18 protein-coding genes are annotated in these 17,178 nt (G+C 67.6%); 13 read left to right on the forward strand and 5 right to left on the reverse strand.

What is annotated here, in order from left to right:
* The first annotated feature begins 1 nt into the window (after nt 1).
* The 6 genes from CXZ05_RS20960 to CXZ05_RS20985 all read left to right on the forward strand — a co-directional run bounded on the left by CXZ05_RS20960 (nt 2) and on the right by CXZ05_RS20985 (nt 4,423).
* Nucleotides 2–868, forward strand: a complete 867-nt coding sequence (locus CXZ05_RS20960; protein WP_102974406.1) for a transketolase — start codon at nt 2–4, stop codon at nt 866–868.
* Nucleotides 865–1,884 carry a transketolase family protein gene (locus CXZ05_RS20965; RefSeq protein WP_102974386.1) on the forward strand — a complete coding sequence of 340 codons (1,020 nt, stop codon included), beginning with the start codon at nt 865–867 and terminating at the stop codon, nt 1,882–1,884. Before CXZ05_RS20960 ends, CXZ05_RS20965 begins: the two co-directional genes overlap by 4 nt.
* A 133-nt stretch (nt 1,885–2,017) precedes the next feature.
* A complete protein-coding gene (locus CXZ05_RS20970; protein WP_102974387.1) occupies nt 2,018–2,674 on the forward strand; it encodes a GntR family transcriptional regulator in 657 nt (218 codons plus the stop codon).
* Between the two features lie 223 nt (nt 2,675–2,897).
* Complete coding sequence (locus CXZ05_RS20975) at nt 2,898–3,794, forward strand: glycosyltransferase family 2 protein (protein ID WP_102974407.1); 897 nt, start codon at nt 2,898–2,900, stop codon at nt 3,792–3,794.
* A gap of 1 nt (nt 3,795) precedes the next feature.
* Complete coding sequence (locus tag CXZ05_RS20980; RefSeq protein WP_102974388.1) at nt 3,796–3,990, forward strand: DUF2795 domain-containing protein; 195 nt, start codon at nt 3,796–3,798, stop codon at nt 3,988–3,990.
* Nucleotides 3,991–4,024: 34 nt separating this feature from the next.
* Complete coding sequence (locus tag CXZ05_RS20985; RefSeq protein ID WP_102974389.1) at nt 4,025–4,423, forward strand: RNA-binding S4 domain-containing protein; 399 nt, start codon at nt 4,025–4,027, stop codon at nt 4,421–4,423.
* A gap of 87 nt (nt 4,424–4,510) precedes the next feature.
* Here CXZ05_RS20985 and CXZ05_RS20990 read toward each other — a convergent pair whose 3' ends face one another.
* The 3 genes from CXZ05_RS20990 to CXZ05_RS21000 are packed head-to-tail and all read right to left on the reverse strand — an operon-like array spanning nt 4,511 to nt 7,298.
* A complete protein-coding gene (locus CXZ05_RS20990; RefSeq protein WP_102974390.1) occupies nt 4,511–5,161 on the reverse strand; it encodes a dihydrofolate reductase family protein in 651 nt (216 codons plus the stop codon).
* Nucleotides 5,158–6,810 carry a DUF4389 domain-containing protein gene (locus CXZ05_RS20995; protein WP_102974391.1) on the reverse strand — a complete coding sequence of 551 codons (1,653 nt, stop codon included), beginning with the start codon at nt 6,808–6,810 and terminating at the stop codon, nt 5,158–5,160. Before CXZ05_RS20995 ends, CXZ05_RS20990 begins: the two co-directional genes overlap by 4 nt.
* The gene (locus CXZ05_RS21000; protein ID WP_102974392.1) at nt 6,807–7,298 is read right to left on the reverse strand and encodes a hypothetical protein; all 492 of its coding nucleotides are present in this window, start codon (nt 7,296–7,298) and stop codon (nt 6,807–6,809) included. Before CXZ05_RS21000 ends, CXZ05_RS20995 begins: the two co-directional genes overlap by 4 nt.
* Before the next feature lie 229 nt (nt 7,299–7,527).
* Here CXZ05_RS21000 and CXZ05_RS21005 point away from each other — a divergent pair, with 229 nt between their 5' ends.
* The 3 genes from CXZ05_RS21005 to CXZ05_RS21015 all read left to right on the forward strand — a co-directional run bounded on the left by CXZ05_RS21005 (nt 7,528) and on the right by CXZ05_RS21015 (nt 10,799).
* Nucleotides 7,528–9,075, forward strand: a complete 1,548-nt coding sequence (locus tag CXZ05_RS21005; RefSeq protein ID WP_102974393.1) for an amidohydrolase — start codon at nt 7,528–7,530, stop codon at nt 9,073–9,075.
* A 107-nt stretch (nt 9,076–9,182) separates the two neighbouring features.
* Nucleotides 9,183–9,800: a uracil-DNA glycosylase gene (locus CXZ05_RS21010; protein WP_102974394.1), complete on the forward strand. Its 618-nt coding sequence runs from the start codon at nt 9,183–9,185 to the stop codon at nt 9,798–9,800.
* Nucleotides 9,801–9,827: 27 nt separating this feature from the next.
* Nucleotides 9,828–10,799, forward strand: coding sequence for a hypothetical protein (locus CXZ05_RS21015; RefSeq protein WP_102974395.1), 972 nt, complete (start codon nt 9,828–9,830; stop codon nt 10,797–10,799).
* Here the strand turns inward: CXZ05_RS21015 and CXZ05_RS21020 are convergent.
* Both CXZ05_RS21020 and CXZ05_RS21025 read right to left on the reverse strand, forming a co-directional pair.
* Nucleotides 10,768–12,063, reverse strand: coding sequence for a type II toxin-antitoxin system HipA family toxin (locus CXZ05_RS21020; RefSeq protein ID WP_102974396.1), 1,296 nt, complete (start codon nt 12,061–12,063; stop codon nt 10,768–10,770). The genes CXZ05_RS21015 and CXZ05_RS21020 overlap by 32 nt on opposite strands.
* A complete protein-coding gene (locus tag CXZ05_RS21025) occupies nt 12,060–12,389 on the reverse strand; it encodes a type II toxin-antitoxin system Y4mF family antitoxin (RefSeq protein WP_102974397.1) in 330 nt (109 codons plus the stop codon). The genes CXZ05_RS21020 and CXZ05_RS21025 overlap by 4 nt, the downstream gene beginning before the upstream one ends.
* A 205-nt stretch (nt 12,390–12,594) precedes the next feature.
* On the opposite strand from CXZ05_RS21025, the gene CXZ05_RS21030 reads away from it, so the two are divergent.
* The 4 genes from CXZ05_RS21030 to CXZ05_RS21045 all read left to right on the forward strand — a co-directional run.
* On the forward strand, nt 12,595–13,311 hold the full coding sequence (locus CXZ05_RS21030) for a FadR/GntR family transcriptional regulator (protein WP_102974408.1): 717 nt from the start codon (nt 12,595–12,597) through the stop codon (nt 13,309–13,311).
* A 68-nt stretch (nt 13,312–13,379) separates the two neighbouring features.
* Nucleotides 13,380–14,441: an asparaginase gene (locus CXZ05_RS21035; protein WP_102974398.1), complete on the forward strand. Its 1,062-nt coding sequence runs from the start codon at nt 13,380–13,382 to the stop codon at nt 14,439–14,441.
* A gap of 9 nt (nt 14,442–14,450) precedes the next feature.
* Nucleotides 14,451–15,884 carry an aspartate ammonia-lyase gene (locus CXZ05_RS21040; protein WP_102974399.1) on the forward strand — a complete coding sequence of 478 codons (1,434 nt, stop codon included), beginning with the start codon at nt 14,451–14,453 and terminating at the stop codon, nt 15,882–15,884.
* Between the two features lie 46 nt (nt 15,885–15,930).
* Nucleotides 15,931–17,178, forward strand: a 1,248-nt coding sequence (locus CXZ05_RS21045) for an amino acid permease (protein ID WP_102974400.1), incomplete at its 3' end; no start/stop codon positions are given.

Genomic DNA, 17,178 nt, shown 5'->3' on the forward strand with positions numbered 1-17,178 from the left:
AATGACCCAGGAAACTGCAGCAGAACGACTCGAACGGGTCAGCGCCGCCGCCTACCGGATCCGGCATCACGCCCTGAACATGGGCGAGGTCCAGGGCCAGGGTTACGTGGGGCAGGCGCTGGGCGCGGCGGACATGCTCGCCGCCGTGTACGCCGACCAGCTCCGGTACCGCGCCGAGGACCCGCACTGGGAGCAGCGCGACCGGTTCCTGCTCTCCACCGGGCATTACGCCATCGGACACTACGCCGCCCTCGCCGAGGCCGGCATCGTCCCGGTCGAGGAACTCGAAACCTACGGCTCCGACGATTCCCGGCTCCCCATGTCCGGCATGTCCACCTACACCCCCGGCATGGAAATCTCCGGCGGTTCCCTGGGCCACGGACTGACCATCGCCGTCGGCATGGCCCTGGGCCTGCGCTACCAGGGCTCCGGCGCCAGGATCTACAACTTCCTCTCCGACGGTGAACTGGACGAAGGCTCCACCTGGGAAGCCGCCATGGGCGCCCACCACCACCAGCTGGGCAACCTGACCGCCATGGTGGACATCAACGCCCTGCAGGCGGACGGCAAGACCGACACCGTGCTCCGCACCGAACCGATCACCGAAAAATGGGAAGCCGCCGGCTGGTACACCCAGCGGGTGGACGGCAACGACATGGCCGCGCTGCTCACCGCGTTCGACAACGCCGCAGCCCAGGCCACCACCAGCGGACGCCCCTCGGTGATCCTCTGCGACACGAAGGTGGGCCGCGGCGTGCCGCTGCTGGAGGAACGCGAGAAGGCGCACTTCATGCGCATTGAAGAACACGAATGGCAGACCTGCCGCGAACAGCTGACCGCAGGATACGAAGGAAAGGCCGCCCGATGAGCGCCACAACCGAGGCCCCCGACACTACCGCCGTCACCAAGCCGAAGCTGAAGACCTCGGCCATGATCGCGTCCTTCGCCGACCCTGGCCAGAAAACCGCCTCCGCGCCGTTCGGGCATGCACTGGTCAAGGCCGCGCAGGAAAACGACAGGATCGTCGGCCTCACCGCGGACCTGGGCAAGTACACGGACATGCACATCTTCGCCCAGGCCTTCCCGGAACGGTTCTTCCAGATGGGCATGGCCGAGCAGCTCCTCTTCGGGGCTGCAGCAGGCCTCGCCGAAACCGGGCTGGTGCCGTTCGCCTCCACGTACTCCGTGTTCGCCGCCCGCCGCGCCTACGACTTCCTCTGCCTGGACGCTGCCGAGCCGAACCTGAACGTCAACATCGTGGGCGGCCTCCCCGGGCTCACCACCGGCTACGGCCCCAGCCACCAGGCCACCGAGGACATGGCGATCTTCCGCGGCATGCCCAACCTGACCATCGTGGACCCGTGCGACTCCCTCGACATCGAACAGGCCGTCCCGCAGCTCGCAGCCAGCGAAGGACCCACCTACCTGCGCCTGCTGCGCGGCAACGTGCCCACGGTCCTGGACGAGTACGACTACACCTTCGAACTCGGCAAGGCGAAGGTGCTGCGCGGGGGCAACGACGTCGTCTTCGTCTCCAGCGGCCTCATGACCATGCGCGCCCTCCAGGCGGCCAAGGCGCTGGCGGAACACAACGTGGATGTCGCCGTCGTGCACACGCCCACCATCAAACCGTTCGACGCCGAGACCGTCCTGGCTGAGATCAACACCGACCGGCTGGCCGTGACCCTGGAGAACCACTCCGTGGTGGGCGGGCTGTTCGAAACCGTCGCCTCGGCCGTAGTCACCGCAGGACTCGGCAAGCGCGTGGTGCCGGTGGCGCTGCCGGACGAATTCCTCGACGCCGGCGCCCTGCCCACGCTGCATGAACGCTACGGCCTGTCCGTCCAGCGGATCGTGGCGAAGGTGCTCGCCGAGCTCGGCTAAACCCGGCTTCGGCTCCGCTGGAGCGCAGCCACGGCAGGAGTGCGGGGACACCACCCGGCGCCGCACTCCTGCCGTGGCATCATTGTTAACACGGCGACTGTAAACAGTCGACCTCTGACCTTGGGAGAATCCGATGGCCGCGACAGCAACCCTGCTGGGACTGGAAAAGAAAAGCCTCCGCGAGCAGGCGCTGGCCGCGCTGCGCACCGCCATCACCAGCGGCGCGCTCGAGCCCGGCCGCCACTTGGTGGAAACCGAGCTGTCCGAGATGCTGCAGATCAGCCGTGGAACGCTCCGGGAGGCCCTGCGGCAGCTCGAGCAGGAAGGCCTGGTGTCCGCGGGTACCCGCGGCAGGCTCTCTGTTCGCCACCTGGATGCCAAGGAAATCCGCGACATCTACTCCGTCCGGGCGGCCCTGGAATCTCTGGCTGCCCGCACACTGTGCGAACTGCCGGACCGCCAGCACGTCATCGGGTCGCTCCGCGCAGCCATCCAGGCCATGGAAGCGTCCACCCACGGCACGCTGGAGGAGCGGGTCGAATCCGATCTCGACTTCCACCGCACCATGTGCCGCCTCACCGGCAACGAGACCCTGCTCCACTCGTGGGAATCCCTGGAAGGCTCCATCCGGATGTCCATCATGTTCGCGGGGCTCGAAAAGGGCGTGCGGAACATGAGCGTGGACCGGCACAACGACATCGTCGCCGCCATCGAGACCGGCGACGCCTCTCTCGCCCGCGACACCATCCGCGAACACATGGACTCCGCCGCCGCCGTGCTCGTCGCGTAGAGGGACCCACCCCCCGAGCGCGCCGCCCCGCCGCGTTCCGGCCCGCTAACCGCCGGTAGTCCGCTTTCCAAACGGGCACCGGAGGCCTTGAAGAACAGCCCGGCGTGTCCGGTCCGACACGCCCGAAGCGCGTTTAGCCTGCAAAAGCGGTGGGTATCTGGACCAGTGCACCGTAGGACTATTGGTCTCGACCGGCCTTTTTGGCCTCGGAAAGGCGGTGATCATGGATCGCCACACATCTGCCACCTGGGCCTCGGGCGCGACAGCCCGGGACGCTGCCCTCGACGTCCTTATCCCCACCTGCAACCGGCCGGCGGAAGTGGCCGTCACGCTGGCCGGCCTCGCAGCGCAGAGCGGGCCGGTCTTCCGGCTGGTGGTCAGTGACCAATCGGACGGACCGCCGGCCTGGGAGCATCCACCGGTGGCCAGCCTGCTCCGGGTCCTCCGTGCGCAGGGGACGGCAGTTGAGCTGCACCGCCACCTGCCGCGCCGCGGCCTTGCCGAACACCGCCAGTTTGCACTGGAGCAGGCCCGGGCGGACAAAGTGTTGTTCCTCGATGACGATGTCTGGCTGGAGCCGGGCGCGCTGGCCAGGATGAGTGATGCCCTCGATGCCCTGGACTGCGGCTTTGTGGGCATGGCCCCTCAGGGCCTCTCCCATTTGAACGACCGCCGTCCCGAGCAGACCCGCACCTTCGCCCCGTGGCAGGGGCCCGTGACCCCGGAGCGCATCCGTCCCGGTGAGGAGGGCTTCCAGCGCTGGCCCCTGCACAGCGCAGCAAACCTGACACACCTGAGTGCGGAGCTGGGGCTGGGGCCGGAGCAGTGGATCCCGTACAAGGTGGCCTGGCTGGGCGGGTGCACCATGTTCCGCCGCCAGGCCCTGGAGGAAGTCGGCGGTTTCCGGTTCTGGACCCAGCTGCCACCCGAGCACTGCGGCGAGGACGTCGTGGCCCAGTGGCGGGTCATGGAGAGGTTCGGTGGCGCGGGCGTCCTTCCGTCGGGCGCCGTCCACTTGGAGTCCCCCACCACCGTTACGGACCGCCGGGTGGAGGCCTTCGACGTCGTACTGGCGGACAACCCAAACGATGCACAGCAACGACTAGCGGAAAGTTACTGACGTGGCCGAAACACCAAACCCCGTCCAGATCCAAAAGTTCCTGGGCGGGATCGACTATCCCGCCAACCGGGACGCCCTCATCTCCCGCGCCAAGGAGTCGGGTGCCGACAGCAATGTTCTGGATGCCCTCCAGAGCATTCCCGACCAGGAATATGACAGTCCGACGGCGGTAAGTTCCGCGGTCTCGGACGTCTAGGTCCGCGGCGGCCGGGCTATACTCGGCTGCAGTCATGAGCAGCCTTCGCCCAGCAAACCTTCCCTCCGCCCCCAGCACCGTCCGCATCGACGCCTGGCTGTGGGCCATCCGGGCCTACAAGACACGGTCTGCCGCAACCGCCGCATGCCGCGCCGGGCATGTCCGCATTAACGGGAATCCGGCCAAGGCCTCGCAGTCACTGGTGCCCGGCGACACCGTTCGCGTCCGCCAGCCCGGCTTCGAACGGATCCTCGAGGTGCGCCGGCTTATCGCCAAGCGCGTGGGCGCGGAGGCGGCCTCGCACTGCTTCACAGACCATACGCCTCCCCGGCCGGTGGCTCCGGCGCTTGGGCTGCCGCAGCGTGACCGCGGGGCGGGCCGGCCCACTAAGAAGGACCGCCGCGAAATGGAGCGCCTGCGCGGCTTGGGCTGAAGCCAACGCGGGGTCAGATACGGCCCAATCCGCCGCGGATATTGGGCCGTATCTGACCCCGCGTTGCATTTTGACGGCGCCGGCGCCTCAGTCCTTGACCTGCTCGCGGCCTTCCCGCACCTCGAACTCCCCCACCTCCAGGTCAGCGGCACCGAAGGCGGCGGGCAGCAGGGTCAGGTGGACCGCACCTGACGACGTCGCCTTGCTCCCGGCCAGGGTGAATGCCGACGGCGTGACGCCGGGTTCGAAGAGCCGCTTGCCCTGGCCCAGGACCACCGGGAAGACGATCAGCCGGTATTCGTCCACGAGGCCGGCATCGTGCAGGGCGCGGACCAGCCTGTAGCTGCCGTGGACCTGGAGCTCCCTGCCGGGGGCTGTTTTGAGGTCGTCAACGGCCTCGAGGAAGTTCGCGGGGAGGATGGTGGTGTTGTTCCACGTCGCTTCGGTAAGCGTTGAGGACACCACGTACTTGGGCAGGCTGTTGAGCGTCTTGGCTACGGCGTCGTCCGGGTCAGTGACCTGCTCCCAGTACGGCTGGAACATCTGGTAGGTTGTGCGGCCCAGAAGGATGGCGTCGGCTTCGGCGAACCAACCATTCACGATCCTGCCCATGTCCTCGTCGAAGAGCGGCACCACCCAGCCGCCGAATTCGAAGCCCCCGCTGGTGTCCTCGTCCCTCCCGCCTGGGCCCTGCATGACGCCGTCGAGACTCACGAAGGTGTGGACGGTGAGTTTCATGATGGCCCTCCCGGTGGAGTGGTTTGCGGACTGGCGGCCGGGGGCTCGCCCGGATCGACGGGGCCCATGTCGAGCCGGAACGGAGGATACTCGTCCCGCATCAGCGCGACGTATGCCAGGACGCGGTAAACCCAGCGGTTGAGGCCGATGAGCAGGTCGAACAGGCTCCGGAGGTATCTGCCGGTGAACAGCAGGATGACGCCGGCGATGAAGGCCAGCAGCGAGAGCAGGGAGATAGCGTTGCCTGCCGAGTAGCGGCCGGCACCTGCGAAGTCGTCATCCGACGCCGCCACCCAGGTACGTGTGGACCCCGCGAGCGCGCCCACAATCAGGAGGTGCGGGATGGCGAGCAGCCAGGACTTGACCAGCACCAGGCCGCGCGACAGATGGTCCGGATAGTCCACCTCAAAATCGGCCGGGTAGTCGGTGCGAGCCAGGGTGAAAGGCGGGTAGCGGTCCGTGCCGATCGCCGTGAAGGCGTAGAAGGACACCCGCCAGCTCCAGCGCAGCACGCCCACATTGAAGGTGAACAGTGAGTGCGGGTAGCGGGCGGTGAAGAGGATCGCGAACCACGCCACGATGCTGGTGATGATCAGTGCGAACCAGAGGAAGAACAGGACGATCAGGTGCGGGATGGCCAGGAACCATTTGACCAGCCACATCCACCGGGACAGGGCGGGGTCTACGTGTCCGGTCAGGCGGGCGGGGTACCTCGGGTTCTCAAACTGGTCGACGACGGCGGGAGGCGGCGGCGCGCCCGCGCCGCCACCCGGGGCGGGATAGCCAGGGGCCGGGTATCCCGCGGCCGGGTACGAAGCCGCGGGATAACTGGACCTCGGGTACGGACCCGGCTGTGTGCCCGGAGGAGGTCCCGCCGTCGGTGTTCCCAGTAGCGGGGCCTGGCCGGCAACTGGACGGCCCGGCGGGTAGTGTTCCGGGTGGTACTGGCCCGGGGGAAGGTGTGGCGGCGGGCCGTGCCGTCCGAGCCCCATGGCCCCTACAACGATCAGCGGCACACCGATGACCAGCAACACGATCCCGGCAATGAGCAGCCACAGGAACAGGGGCAAGAGCAGGTCCGAGCGCACGCCTGCCTGCAGGTCCACGGAAACCGGGGCGGTGGCGTCGGCATTCATGACCACCACCGTCCAGCTGCCGGGAACGATGTTCCATTTGAGTTCCTGCGTGCCGGTGCCTTCTGCGGATGTGACCCAGAAATTCTGGGCTCCGGGGCGGGGCGGCGTCCGCGTTCCCGGCACCTCGGTGTAATCGACCCTGAAGGGCCGCAGGTTCAATTCCCGGATTTCGGAGCGCTTCACTCCCTCGAGATAGCGCGCCGCATCCTGCTGCGGTGCGACACCGATGAAGATTCCTTTGCCCGGGCTGGCTCCCGATCCGCGGAGCAGGATGCTGCCGGCTGTGTCCGATGGAATGACGTCAGGCAGCCTGCCGCTGACCATGACGTCCAGCCCTGCCGTGGTGATGGCGGAGGACGCGGCGTCGAACCGGTGCGACTGCGTGGTGAAGTAGCCTTCGTCGCGCTGCTGGAAGTTGAGCCAGCCCACGCCGGCTGCGCCCGCCAGCAGCCCCAGCCCCAGGAGCGCGGCGATAGTACCGAGGACGAGCATCACCATGCGGCCAGGTTTCATGCCGGTTCCTTGTCTCGGGCTGATCGGTCGGCGGATGGTTCGGCGTTGCGTTCCCGGGTTCTGCTGGCTTTGTCGCTGTGCTTGCCGTCCGGATGTTTGTGGTCACCGCGCCCGTGAGTAAATGAGGGGTGCGCGTGGATGCCCGGCCGGGGGTCCAGAATGCTAAACCGGCACGGTTTCTCGGACGTGCCTTCGCCGCTGAGCTGGGTGAGCTGGGCGGGATCATGGAGCGCGGTGATGGTTTCCATGGCGGCACGGGCCATGGACAGGTCCAGAACGATTTCCTTGCCCGGCAGCAGAGTCCTGGCACGCCGCGCAACAACATAAAGCGCCCGGATGTTGGCCGGCGTCAGGGTTCCGCGGACCTCGATGCAGGCGCGCTCCATATTCGCGTCGATGTGGACCACGACCTTGAGGCGGTGATGGCTGGCAGTGATGTCCACAGCGCTCACGTCCCCCGGGCGGGGCGCCGCTGCCCAAGACGGCATGGTCCGAGCACTTGCAGGGACCGGATACTGAGGTTCATATGGCCAACGCCTCCCCGACTTCTTTGTCGGAACCGTGTAACGTCCAGAATGCACCCTGTTGCTGGCACTGGGAAGAGGCGTTCCGGCGGAGCTCGGACGGTGGCCAGGGAACAGCACACCAAGGAACGGTGCCAAAGGGATCGACACGGCGCGGATTGGTGCCGGTCGGAAACCTGCCTAGCCTGTTCCTATGCCTTCCAGCCAGGACCGTTCCAGCCATGACCAAGCAGTCCCGCGAGACCTGACGCCCACCGACATGGTGCTGGCCTCCGTGAGGCTGCCGGGCGCGACAGCATGCTGCGACGTCCATATCCGCGACGGCCACGTCTCGGCGATCACCACAGCCGGAGAACGCCCCGGAGTTGCCATGGCCGCGGATGCCCAGGTGCTGGATCTTGAGGGGCGGTTCGTCGTTCCCGGCCTGTGGGACGAGCACGTCCATATGACGCAGTGGGCGCTGGCCGCCAACCGGATCGACCTGTCCGGCGCCGCTTCGGCGCGCGCCGCCGTCGAGCTTGTCCGTAACGGGATTACCGCGGCGGGTCCCGGCGCGGACCGGACACTGACCGTGGTGGGCGCAGGCTTCCGGGACGCCGTATGGGACGACGTCCCGAGCGCCGAAATGCTCGACGACGCCACCCGGGGAGTGCCCACAGCCCTGATCAGCCATGACCTGCATTGTGTCTGGCTCAATTCAGCGGCCGCCCGGAGATACGGTGTCCAGCTCCCGGCAGACGGGCTGCTCCGCGAGGAGGCTGCATTCGCCGTCACACGAGAGCTCGGAAAGCTGCCCGATGACGTCGTCGACGGTTGGGTGCGCACGGCCGGCCAGGAAGCCGCCGCCCGCGGTGTTGTGGGCGTGGTGGACCTGGAGATGACGTGGAACCGCGACGTGTGGCTGCGCCGGATCGCCAGCGGGTTCAACTCGTTGCGCGTGGAGGCGGGCGTGTATCCGGAGGACCTGGAGCGGGCAGCCTCCGCGGGAATGCGGACGGGGCAAACGGTCGACGGCGGGGCGGGTCTTCTGCGCGTGGGTCCGCTCAAGGTGCTCATCGACGGCTCCCTCAACACGCGCACAGCCTTCTGCGTTGACCCGTACCCGCACGGCGGGCACGGCATCCTGACCGTGAGCGAACCCGAACTTGTTGCCTTGCTCGCCAGGGCCCGGGAGACGGCCTTCGTTCCGGCGGTCCATGCCATAGGCGACGGCGCCAACAAGGTTGCGCTGGATGCCTTCGCCGAGGTTGGGATCGGCGGCCGGATCGAGCACGCCCAGTTTGTACGACAGGAGGACTTCGCCCGGTTCGGTGAGCTTGGCCTGACAGCCAGCGTCCAGCCCGCCCATGCCCTCGACGACCGCGACGCCGCCGACGCCAACTGGCCCGGCCGCACTGACCGGGCCTTCCCGCTGCGTTCGCTGCTGGACGCCCGGGCTCGGCTGGCGCTGGGTTCCGATGCGCCGGTGGCGCCCCTGGACCCGTGGCTGGCGATGTCTGCCGCGACGGCCCGGGCGCGGAACGACGGCCGCGGCCCCTGGCACCCGGAGCAGGCACTGACCCGGGAGGAGGCGCTGCTCGCATCAACGCGGGGGCGGGGCCGGATCCGGGCCGGGGACGTGGCGGATATCGCCGTGCTCGATGCGGATCCCCTTGGCGCGTCCGATGCCGTGTTCGCCGGAATGCCCGTCGCGGCAACGCTCGTGGCGGGCCGGTTCACGTTCCGGGGTGCAGGGGTTTAGAAGACCTGTTGGGTCGGCGCGAACTCCCCCACGCACCCTTACCGTCAAAAGCGTAGAGTTGCCTAAGACGCCTGATTCTTGGACGCCATGCAGCTAAGGGAGAAATCGTGACGATTGACTGGGACGAAAAGAAAGCCCTGCTACAGGAACCGAATATCGCAGCAGTGACGCAACTGTGCGATGAACTCATGGAGAAGAAGCCGGGATCGACCGTTCCTTACATCGACCCCGTCCATGACGAGGACGAATGCCGGATTGTCAGCCTCCAGGTCAGCCCGGGCAAGGGAACCGAGTCCGGTTTCGTTTCCCATTTCAACGACGACGACGCCGCCCGGCGGGCCACCCAGATCTACGAGCTCGCCGAGCTTGATCCGCGCTACGTCATGCCCTGGAATGCCTACCCCTGGGTGCGCGATCCGGACATGCCCTCCGCCCTTAGTGTGCAGGAGAAGACCGACGGCCTGCGCCCCTTCCGGCAGTTCATGAAGATCAACAGGCGCGTCTCGGCCATCATCGCCCACGGGACCGACGCCGCCTCCTTCCTCACGCTCTTCGAGAAGACCTACCATTCCTCGCTGAAGAACAGCGGCATCAAGATCTACAAGGCCAGCGCGCTCGGCGGGCGGGCCTTTGCTGTTTCCGAGGCCAAGCAGGAAGAACTCCTGACCAAGAGCGTGGACGTCTACAAGGACGCCATGCAGCGCGCGGGCATCCAGCACCTTTAGCTCCCGGTTACCGGCCCGGTTAAAAGCGTGCTCGACTGGTTGCTCGATTCCGACCCCTCGATCCGGTGGCAGGTCCTGCGCGACCTGACGGATGCACCTGCCGAAGAGGTGCGTGCCGAACGTGCCCGCGTGGCCACCGAGGGCTGGGGTGCGCGTCTGCTCGCCCTCCAGGGCAGCGACGGCCAGTGGGACGGCGGCACCTTCTTCCCGGTGCCGTATGACGGCTCCGAGCCGGGCCAGCCCTGGACCGCCACGACCTACAGCCTGCTGCTCCTGCGGGACCTCGGACTTGATCCGGGCAGCGAAGGTGCCCGCGCCGCGGTCCGGAAAGTGCGGGAGAACAGCCGCTGGGAGGAGGGCGGCCAGCCGTTCTTCGACGGCGAGGTGGAGCCCTGCATCAACGGCAAGGCCGTCGCCCTCGGAGCCTACTTTGGCGAGCACGTCGACGGCATCGTCCGGCGGCTGCTCGGCGAGCAGCTCGCCGACGGCGGCTGGAACTGCGAGGCCGAGCGGGGGTCGGTGCGCTCGTCGTTCGCGACCACCATCAACGTGCTGGAAGGGCTGCTCGAACACGAGCGGGCCACGGGCGGAACTCCCGAGTCCATTGCTGCGCGGAAGCGGGGCGAGGAGTACCTGCTGGAGCGCGCCCTGCTGCGGCGCAAGAGCACGGGGGAGCTCGTGGACCCGGACTGGCTGCAGTTTTCCTACCCGACCCGCTGGTTCTATGACGTGCTTCGCGGCCTCGACTACTTCCGGGACGCGTACTCCCAGGACACGGGCGGACCGCCGGACACCCGCTTTGCCGAGGCCGTCGGGCTGCTCCGTTCAAAACGGCAGCCCGACGGAACCTGGCTGCTCGAGAACACCCACCCGGGACGCATCCACTTCGCCATGGAGGACGGCGACGGACACCCCAGCCGGTGGAACACGCTTCGCGCCCTGCGCGTGCTCAGGTGGTACGACGGCCTTACCCCTCCAGCAGCCGCCGCCGGTGCTTGAGCTCCTTGACCCATGCCCTGGTGACCATGTCCGGAAAAGGCGAGGCGCCGCCGTCGTCCGCTGAAACCGTGGCTGTCGGAACGGGGCCCGTTGCTGTCAACGCCGTTGAAGCGAAAGCCGTCCCGGCCTCCAGATCCGCCAGCAGCGGGCCGGCGGCCTTCAGGGCCAGGTCCACCGCCTGCACGGACGTGCGTTCGGGCAGACCGAGTCCCGTGGCCCAGGCCAGGAAGTGCTTGCGCGAGATACCGCTGCGCTTGCCGCCGAGCGTCAGGGCGAGCGTCTTGTCGCCGTAGACCACCGTGGACGGGATGTCGTAGACGGGCGCGATGGACCATTCCCCGTGCGGCTGCTGCACCATGGACACATTTTTTGCATGCAGGTCGCCGTTGCCGCTGAGCAGCGCGAAGGCGGCCTGGACGGCGAGGTTCCGCAGCGCCGGCAGTGGTGCCGCGCAGTAATCGGCAAGCGCATGGCACACAGTTCCGAACCCCACGTTGTACTTGTCCGCCGGGTACAGCTTCAGCACCTGCGCACCGTCCTCGACGGCGAGGCGCTGCACCGCGTCCGGCCCGCCGGCCGCACCGTGCGCCGTCTCGGCTTCCAGCGGCACGCGGTCGAACCGCTCCACCAGCAGCCCCGGCCGGCCGGCGACGTCGCGCATCAGCTGCACCCGGCTCAGCGGAATCCGCAGCTTTGCCGCGTAGCGGAACATGATGAACTCGTTCTCCACCACGTGCGGGAACTCGGGCGCATTGAGCTTGAGGATGAACCGTCGCCCCGCGCTGGCCACGGGCATGGAGATCATCCCGGCGGACAGCTTGTCCTGCACACCGGCGAGCGCCACGGGATCGATCAGGCCCGAGTCGCCCAGCAGCTCGTCAAAGTCCACGGGCCTGCGCGGGTCCACCTCGACGGCGTGCTCCTCCGGATCGAGCGGCTCCCCGTGGCCCACGATCTGAACGTCGCCCACGGGGTTGCCGCCGGCGGCGATGAGCAGCGAAAGGTCATCGTCCAGGCTGGTCTTGATGGTTCGGCGCAGCGCGTTCAGCCGCCGGCCCTCCGGGAGCAAACCGGTGAAGTACGGCGGCGCGGCCCCTGCTCCGGAGAGCACAGGTTCCGGTGACAGCGGAAGCGAACTGGCGACGGCGGGGCGGCCGCTTTTCAGGTAGGCGGGCAGATAGCTGAACCTGGTTCCGCCGTCGTGCCGTTCCAGCCGGGCGGCCAGGACGCCGCGCTTGTAGATGTCCGCGATGCGGTGCCTCACGGCCGGTTCTCCCCTTCGCCGGGTTCGTTGCCTTCCAGCGGGGCCGCCGACGGCGGGACGTCCGACGGCGGGACGTCCGACGGCGGCTGGGTCACCAGTGCGCGGGCGGCGGCGCTGGTCCGGGTGCCGAGCTGCAGCTCGAGGCCAAGCGTGTCCAGCAATGCCAGCAGGGTGTCCAGCCGGAGGCTCTCCTTGCCCTGTTCCACGAAGCGGACAAAGCGTTCGGAGACTCCCGCCATGTCGGCAAGGTCCTGCTGGCTCAGGCGGAGGTCGGCGCGCCGGGCGCGGACGGTCGCGGCGAGCTGAGGGGTGAAGCCGTTGGCCACCGCACCTCCTTTACGATTAGGAACGATCGTGCCGGTTTGCTGGTAGCTCCTACGCTACGCCTGGCCACCGCGAGTGCACAAGGCCTGGATCGGAACGAACGTACCGATGGACCACCGCACTTTCCCTGAACAACCGATCTTCACATCCGAAACCGTTCAAGTTTTCGGTTGACACCCGGCTGTGACCCGTGCCATATTCTTAATCGTGAACCTGTCAGACAGCCGGACAGCCGGACAGCAAAGCGAAGCGACCACCTTTCCGTTGGCCCGCCTCAGCGCAGCAGAAGCTGTCTTCAACGCTATCCGCTCCGACATCCGGAGCGGCGCGCTGGCCGTCGGTGCCAAACTCAGTTCGGAAGCCGCCCTGGCCTCGCAGTTCGGTGTCAGCCGCTCCGTCATCCGCGAGGCCCTGCGTTCCTGCACCGCCCTCGGCCTGACAGTAACCAAGACCGGACGCGGCACCTTCGTCGTCGCCGACCATGTGGCCAACGACCTCGTCCTGGGCCAGTTCTCCGCCCGGGACCTCACCGAGGCCCGGCCACACATCGAAGTCCCGGCAGCCGGGCTCGCCGCCGAGCGCCGTACCACCGAGGACCTGGAAATCCTCCGCGGCATGATGGCGTCCATGGCTGCGGAGACCGACCCGGAAGCCTGGGTCACCCTCGATTCCAGCTTCCATGCAGCCATCGCCCGCGCCAGCGGCAACAAGGTGTTCGAAAGCGTCGTGGCGGACATCCGCGACGCGCTCGCCCACCAGTCCGAAACCCTCAACATGGTGGCCGACCGCCAGCACGCCTCCGATGTCGAGCACCACCTCATCCTGGATGCCATTGAAGCGGGGTCCGCTGCAGACGCCAGCGCCGCCATGGCTGAGCACCTGCGCGCCGTCGGCGAAGCCCTCGATTCCATCCTCAACCAGTAACGGCCCCGGCCTTCCCTGGCACCAGCCACACCCAACTCAACACATCAACACCCAACGCAGAGGACACCATGCCTTCCCCCGCCATGCCGGCAAGCCACTCCCTTTCCGCGCCTCCCGCACCAGCAGCGATCCTGCCGCGGCACCAGCCCCTTGCCTTCCAGACCCGCGACGGGCTGGTCGAAAGCGTCCACTACGGCTCCCTGATCGCCACCGCGCCCGACGGCGGCACCCTGCTCTCCGCCGGCGAAACCCACGCCGCGTTCTACCCCCGGTCCTCGCTCAAGCCCCTGCAGGCCGTGGCCATGGTCCGGGCCGGGCTGGACCTGCCGGCCGACCTGCTGGCCCTCACCGCCGCGAGCCACTCCGGCGCAGCCCGGCACCTCGACGGCGCCAGCCGCATCCTGGAACTCCACGGGCTCACGCCCGCAGCACTCGAAAACAGCACCGACCTTCCCTACGGGGTCCGAGAGCGCGAGCAATGGCTGCGCGACGGCGGCCGGCCCACCCAGCTGGCCCAGAACTGCTCCGGCAAGCACGCCGCCATGGCCGCCACCTGCGTCATCAACGGCTGGCCGGTGCAGGGCTACCTCGACCCCTCCCACCCGCTACAGAAGCTCGTCGCCGAAACGGTCACCGACCTGACCGGCGAGGAACCCGCCGGCGTCAGCACCGACGGCTGCGGCACCCCGCTGTTCGCCCTCACCCTTGCCGGCATGGCCCGCGCCTTCGGCCGCCTCGCCTCGGCCGAACTGGCTGATGGTGCGTCCGCCCCCGAAAGCCCGGAAGCCGCCGTCGCGCATGCCATGCGCCGCCATCCGGAAATGGTGGCGGGCGAGGGCCGCGACGTCACGGAGCTCATGCGCCTCCTGCCCGGCGCCCTGGCGAAGGACGGCTTCGAAGGCATCCAGCTGGTGGGGCTGCCGGACGGACGCGCCGTCGCCGTCAAGATTTCCGACGGCGGTGACCGGGCCCGGATGCCCGTCACCGTCCGCGCGCTGGAAGCGCTCGACGTCGACACCTCCGCCCTTGCGGGCATCGCCACCGGTGCGGTCCTCGGCGGCGGCCGCCAAGTCGGCCTGCTGCAGGCCGCAGACTTTTCCTCCCTGTCCCCGACCGACGACGTTCTTTAAGGACTGCACATGACCGAAACCCAAACCCTGCCGGACGCCCACCCCCTGTCCGACGTCCGCTCCGAGCATGACCTGCTCGGCGACCGCAACATCCCCGCCGGTGCGTACTGGGGCGTCCACACGCTGCGCGCCGTGGAAAACTTTCCCATCACGGGTCAGCCGCTCTCCAGCAACATGCACCTGGTCCGCGGCCTCGCCGCCGTGAAACTCGCAGCCGCCCGCACCAACCTCGAACTCGGGCTACTGGACGCCGAACGCGCCGCGGCAATCGAACAGGCCTGCACCGATGTGATGAACGGCGAACTCAGCGGGCAGTTCATCGTCGACGTGATCCAGGGCGGCGCGGGAACGTCGTCGAACATGAACGCCAACGAGGTCATCGCCAACCGGGCGCTGGAAATCCTTGGCCACCCCAAGGGCGACTACGCGCGGCTGCACCCCAACGACCACGTGAACCTCAGCCAGTCCACCAACGACGTCTACCCCACCGCGGTAAAACTCGGCACCATCTTCGCCGCCCGCGAGCTGCTCTCCGCGCTGGCGGAACTCGAAGAGGCGTTCGCGGAAAAGGCCATGGAGTTCCGCACCATTGTGAAAATGGGCCGCACCCAGCTCCAGGACGCCGTACCCATGACCCTGGGCCAGGAATTCGGCACCTACGCCGTGACCATCGGCGAGGACCGGCAGCGGCTGGCCGAAGCGGACCTGCTCATCCACGAAATCAACCTCGGCGCCACCGCAATCGGCACCGGGCTGAACGCCCCCGCCGGTTACGCCGAGGCCGCCTGCCGGCACCTGGCCGAGATCACCAGCCTTCCCCTGGTCACCGCCGTCGACCTCATCGAAGCCACCCAGGACGTGGGCGCGTTCGTCCACCTCTCCGGCGTGCTCAAGCGCGTGGCCGTCAAACTGTCCAAGATCTGCAACGACCTCCGTCTGCTCTCTTCCGGACCACGCGCCGGCCTCGGCGAGATCAACCTGCCCGCCGTCCAGTCCGGATCCTCCATCATGCCCGGCAAGATCAACCCGGTGATCCCGGAAGTGGTCAGCCAGGTGGCCTACGAGGTCATCGGCAACGACGTCACCATCACCATGGCCGCCGAAGCCGGGCAGCTCCAGCTCAACGCCTTCGAACCCATCATTGTGCACAGCCTGCACAAGAGCATCTCGCACCTCGAAGCAGCCTGCCGCACGCTCACAGCCCGCTGCGTCCGCGGCATCACCGCCAACACCGAACACCTCCGCCTCACCGTGGAACAGTCCATCGGTCTGGTAACCGCCCTCAACCCGCACCTCGGGTACGCCACCGCCACCGCCATCGCCCAAGAAGCCCTGGCCACCGGCAAGGGCGTCGCCGAACTGGTCCTCGAACACGGCCTGCTCACCGAAACCCAACTGCAGGAGCTCCTCAGCCCCGAACGCCTGGCGAACCTCAGCAAGTAGTACCCGCAAGCTCGACTCCCCAAAACCGGTAACCAAAGGATCCCCCATGTCCAATTCCCCACAGGGCGCCGCCTCGAACACGGCAGTCACTGACCATACGGTCCCGGCCCAGGCACACGCCACCGAAAACCTTCTCCACGCTGAAGACAAGGGCTACCACAAGAGCCTGAAGCCGCGGCAGATCCAGATGATCGCCATCGGCGGCGCGATCGGCACCGGCCTGTTCCTCGGCGCCGGCGGCCGGCTCAACGCCGCCGGCCCGTCCCTGGTCATCGCCTACGCCGTCTGCGGCTTCTTCGCCTTCCTGATCCTGCGCGCCCTCGGCGAACTGGTCCTGCACCGGCCCTCCTCGGGCTCGTTCGTCTCCTACGCCCGCGAATTCTTCGGCGAAAAAGCAGCCTTCGTCTCCGGCTGGTTCTACTGGATCAACTGGGCCACCACCACCATCGTGGACATCACCGCCGCCGCCCTCTACATGAACTTCTTCGGCAACTACATCCCCTGGATGGCCGACGTCCCCCAATGGGCCTGGGCCCTGACCGCCCTCATCGTCGTCCTGGGCCTGAACCTCGTCTCCGTCAAGGTCTTCGGCGAAATGGAATTCTGGTTCGCCATCATCAAGGTCGCAGCCCTCGTGGCCTTCCTCCTCATCGGCACCTACTTCGTCATCTTCGGCACCCCGGTCCCCGGCCAGGAAACCGGCTTCAGCCTCATCACCGACAACGGCGGCATCTTCCCCAACGGCCTGCTGCCCATGATCATCCTCATGCAGGGCGTCCTCTTCGCCTACGCCTCCATCGAACTCGTCGGCACCGCCGCCGGCGAAACCGAAAACCCCGAAAAAATCATGCCCAAGGCCATCAACTCCGTGGTCTTCCGCATCGCCGTGTTCTACGTCGGCTCCGTCATCCTGCTCGCCCTGCTCCTGCCCTTCACCTCCTACCAAAAGGGCGTCAGCCCCTTCGTGACATTCTTCGGCTCCATCGGCATCCAGGGCGTGGACGTCATCATGAACCTCGTGGTCCTCACCGCCGCCCTGTCCTCCCTCAACGCCGGCCTCTACTCCACCGGCCGCATCCTGCGCTCCATGTCCGTCGCCGGCTCCGCCCCCAAATTCGCCCAACGCATGAACAAAGCCGGCGTCCCCTACGGCGGCATCGCCATCACCGCCGGCGTCTCCCTGCTCGGCGTCCCACTGAACTACCTCGTCCCGTCCCAAGCCTTCGAGATCGTCCTGAACATCGCCTCCGTAGGCATCATCGTCACCTGGGCCACCATCGTCCTGTGCCAGATC

Origin of the sequence: Arthrobacter sp. AFG20 (genome assembly GCF_002892795.1) — a bacterium.
Lineage (GTDB): Bacteria > Actinomycetota > Actinomycetes > Actinomycetales > Micrococcaceae > Arthrobacter.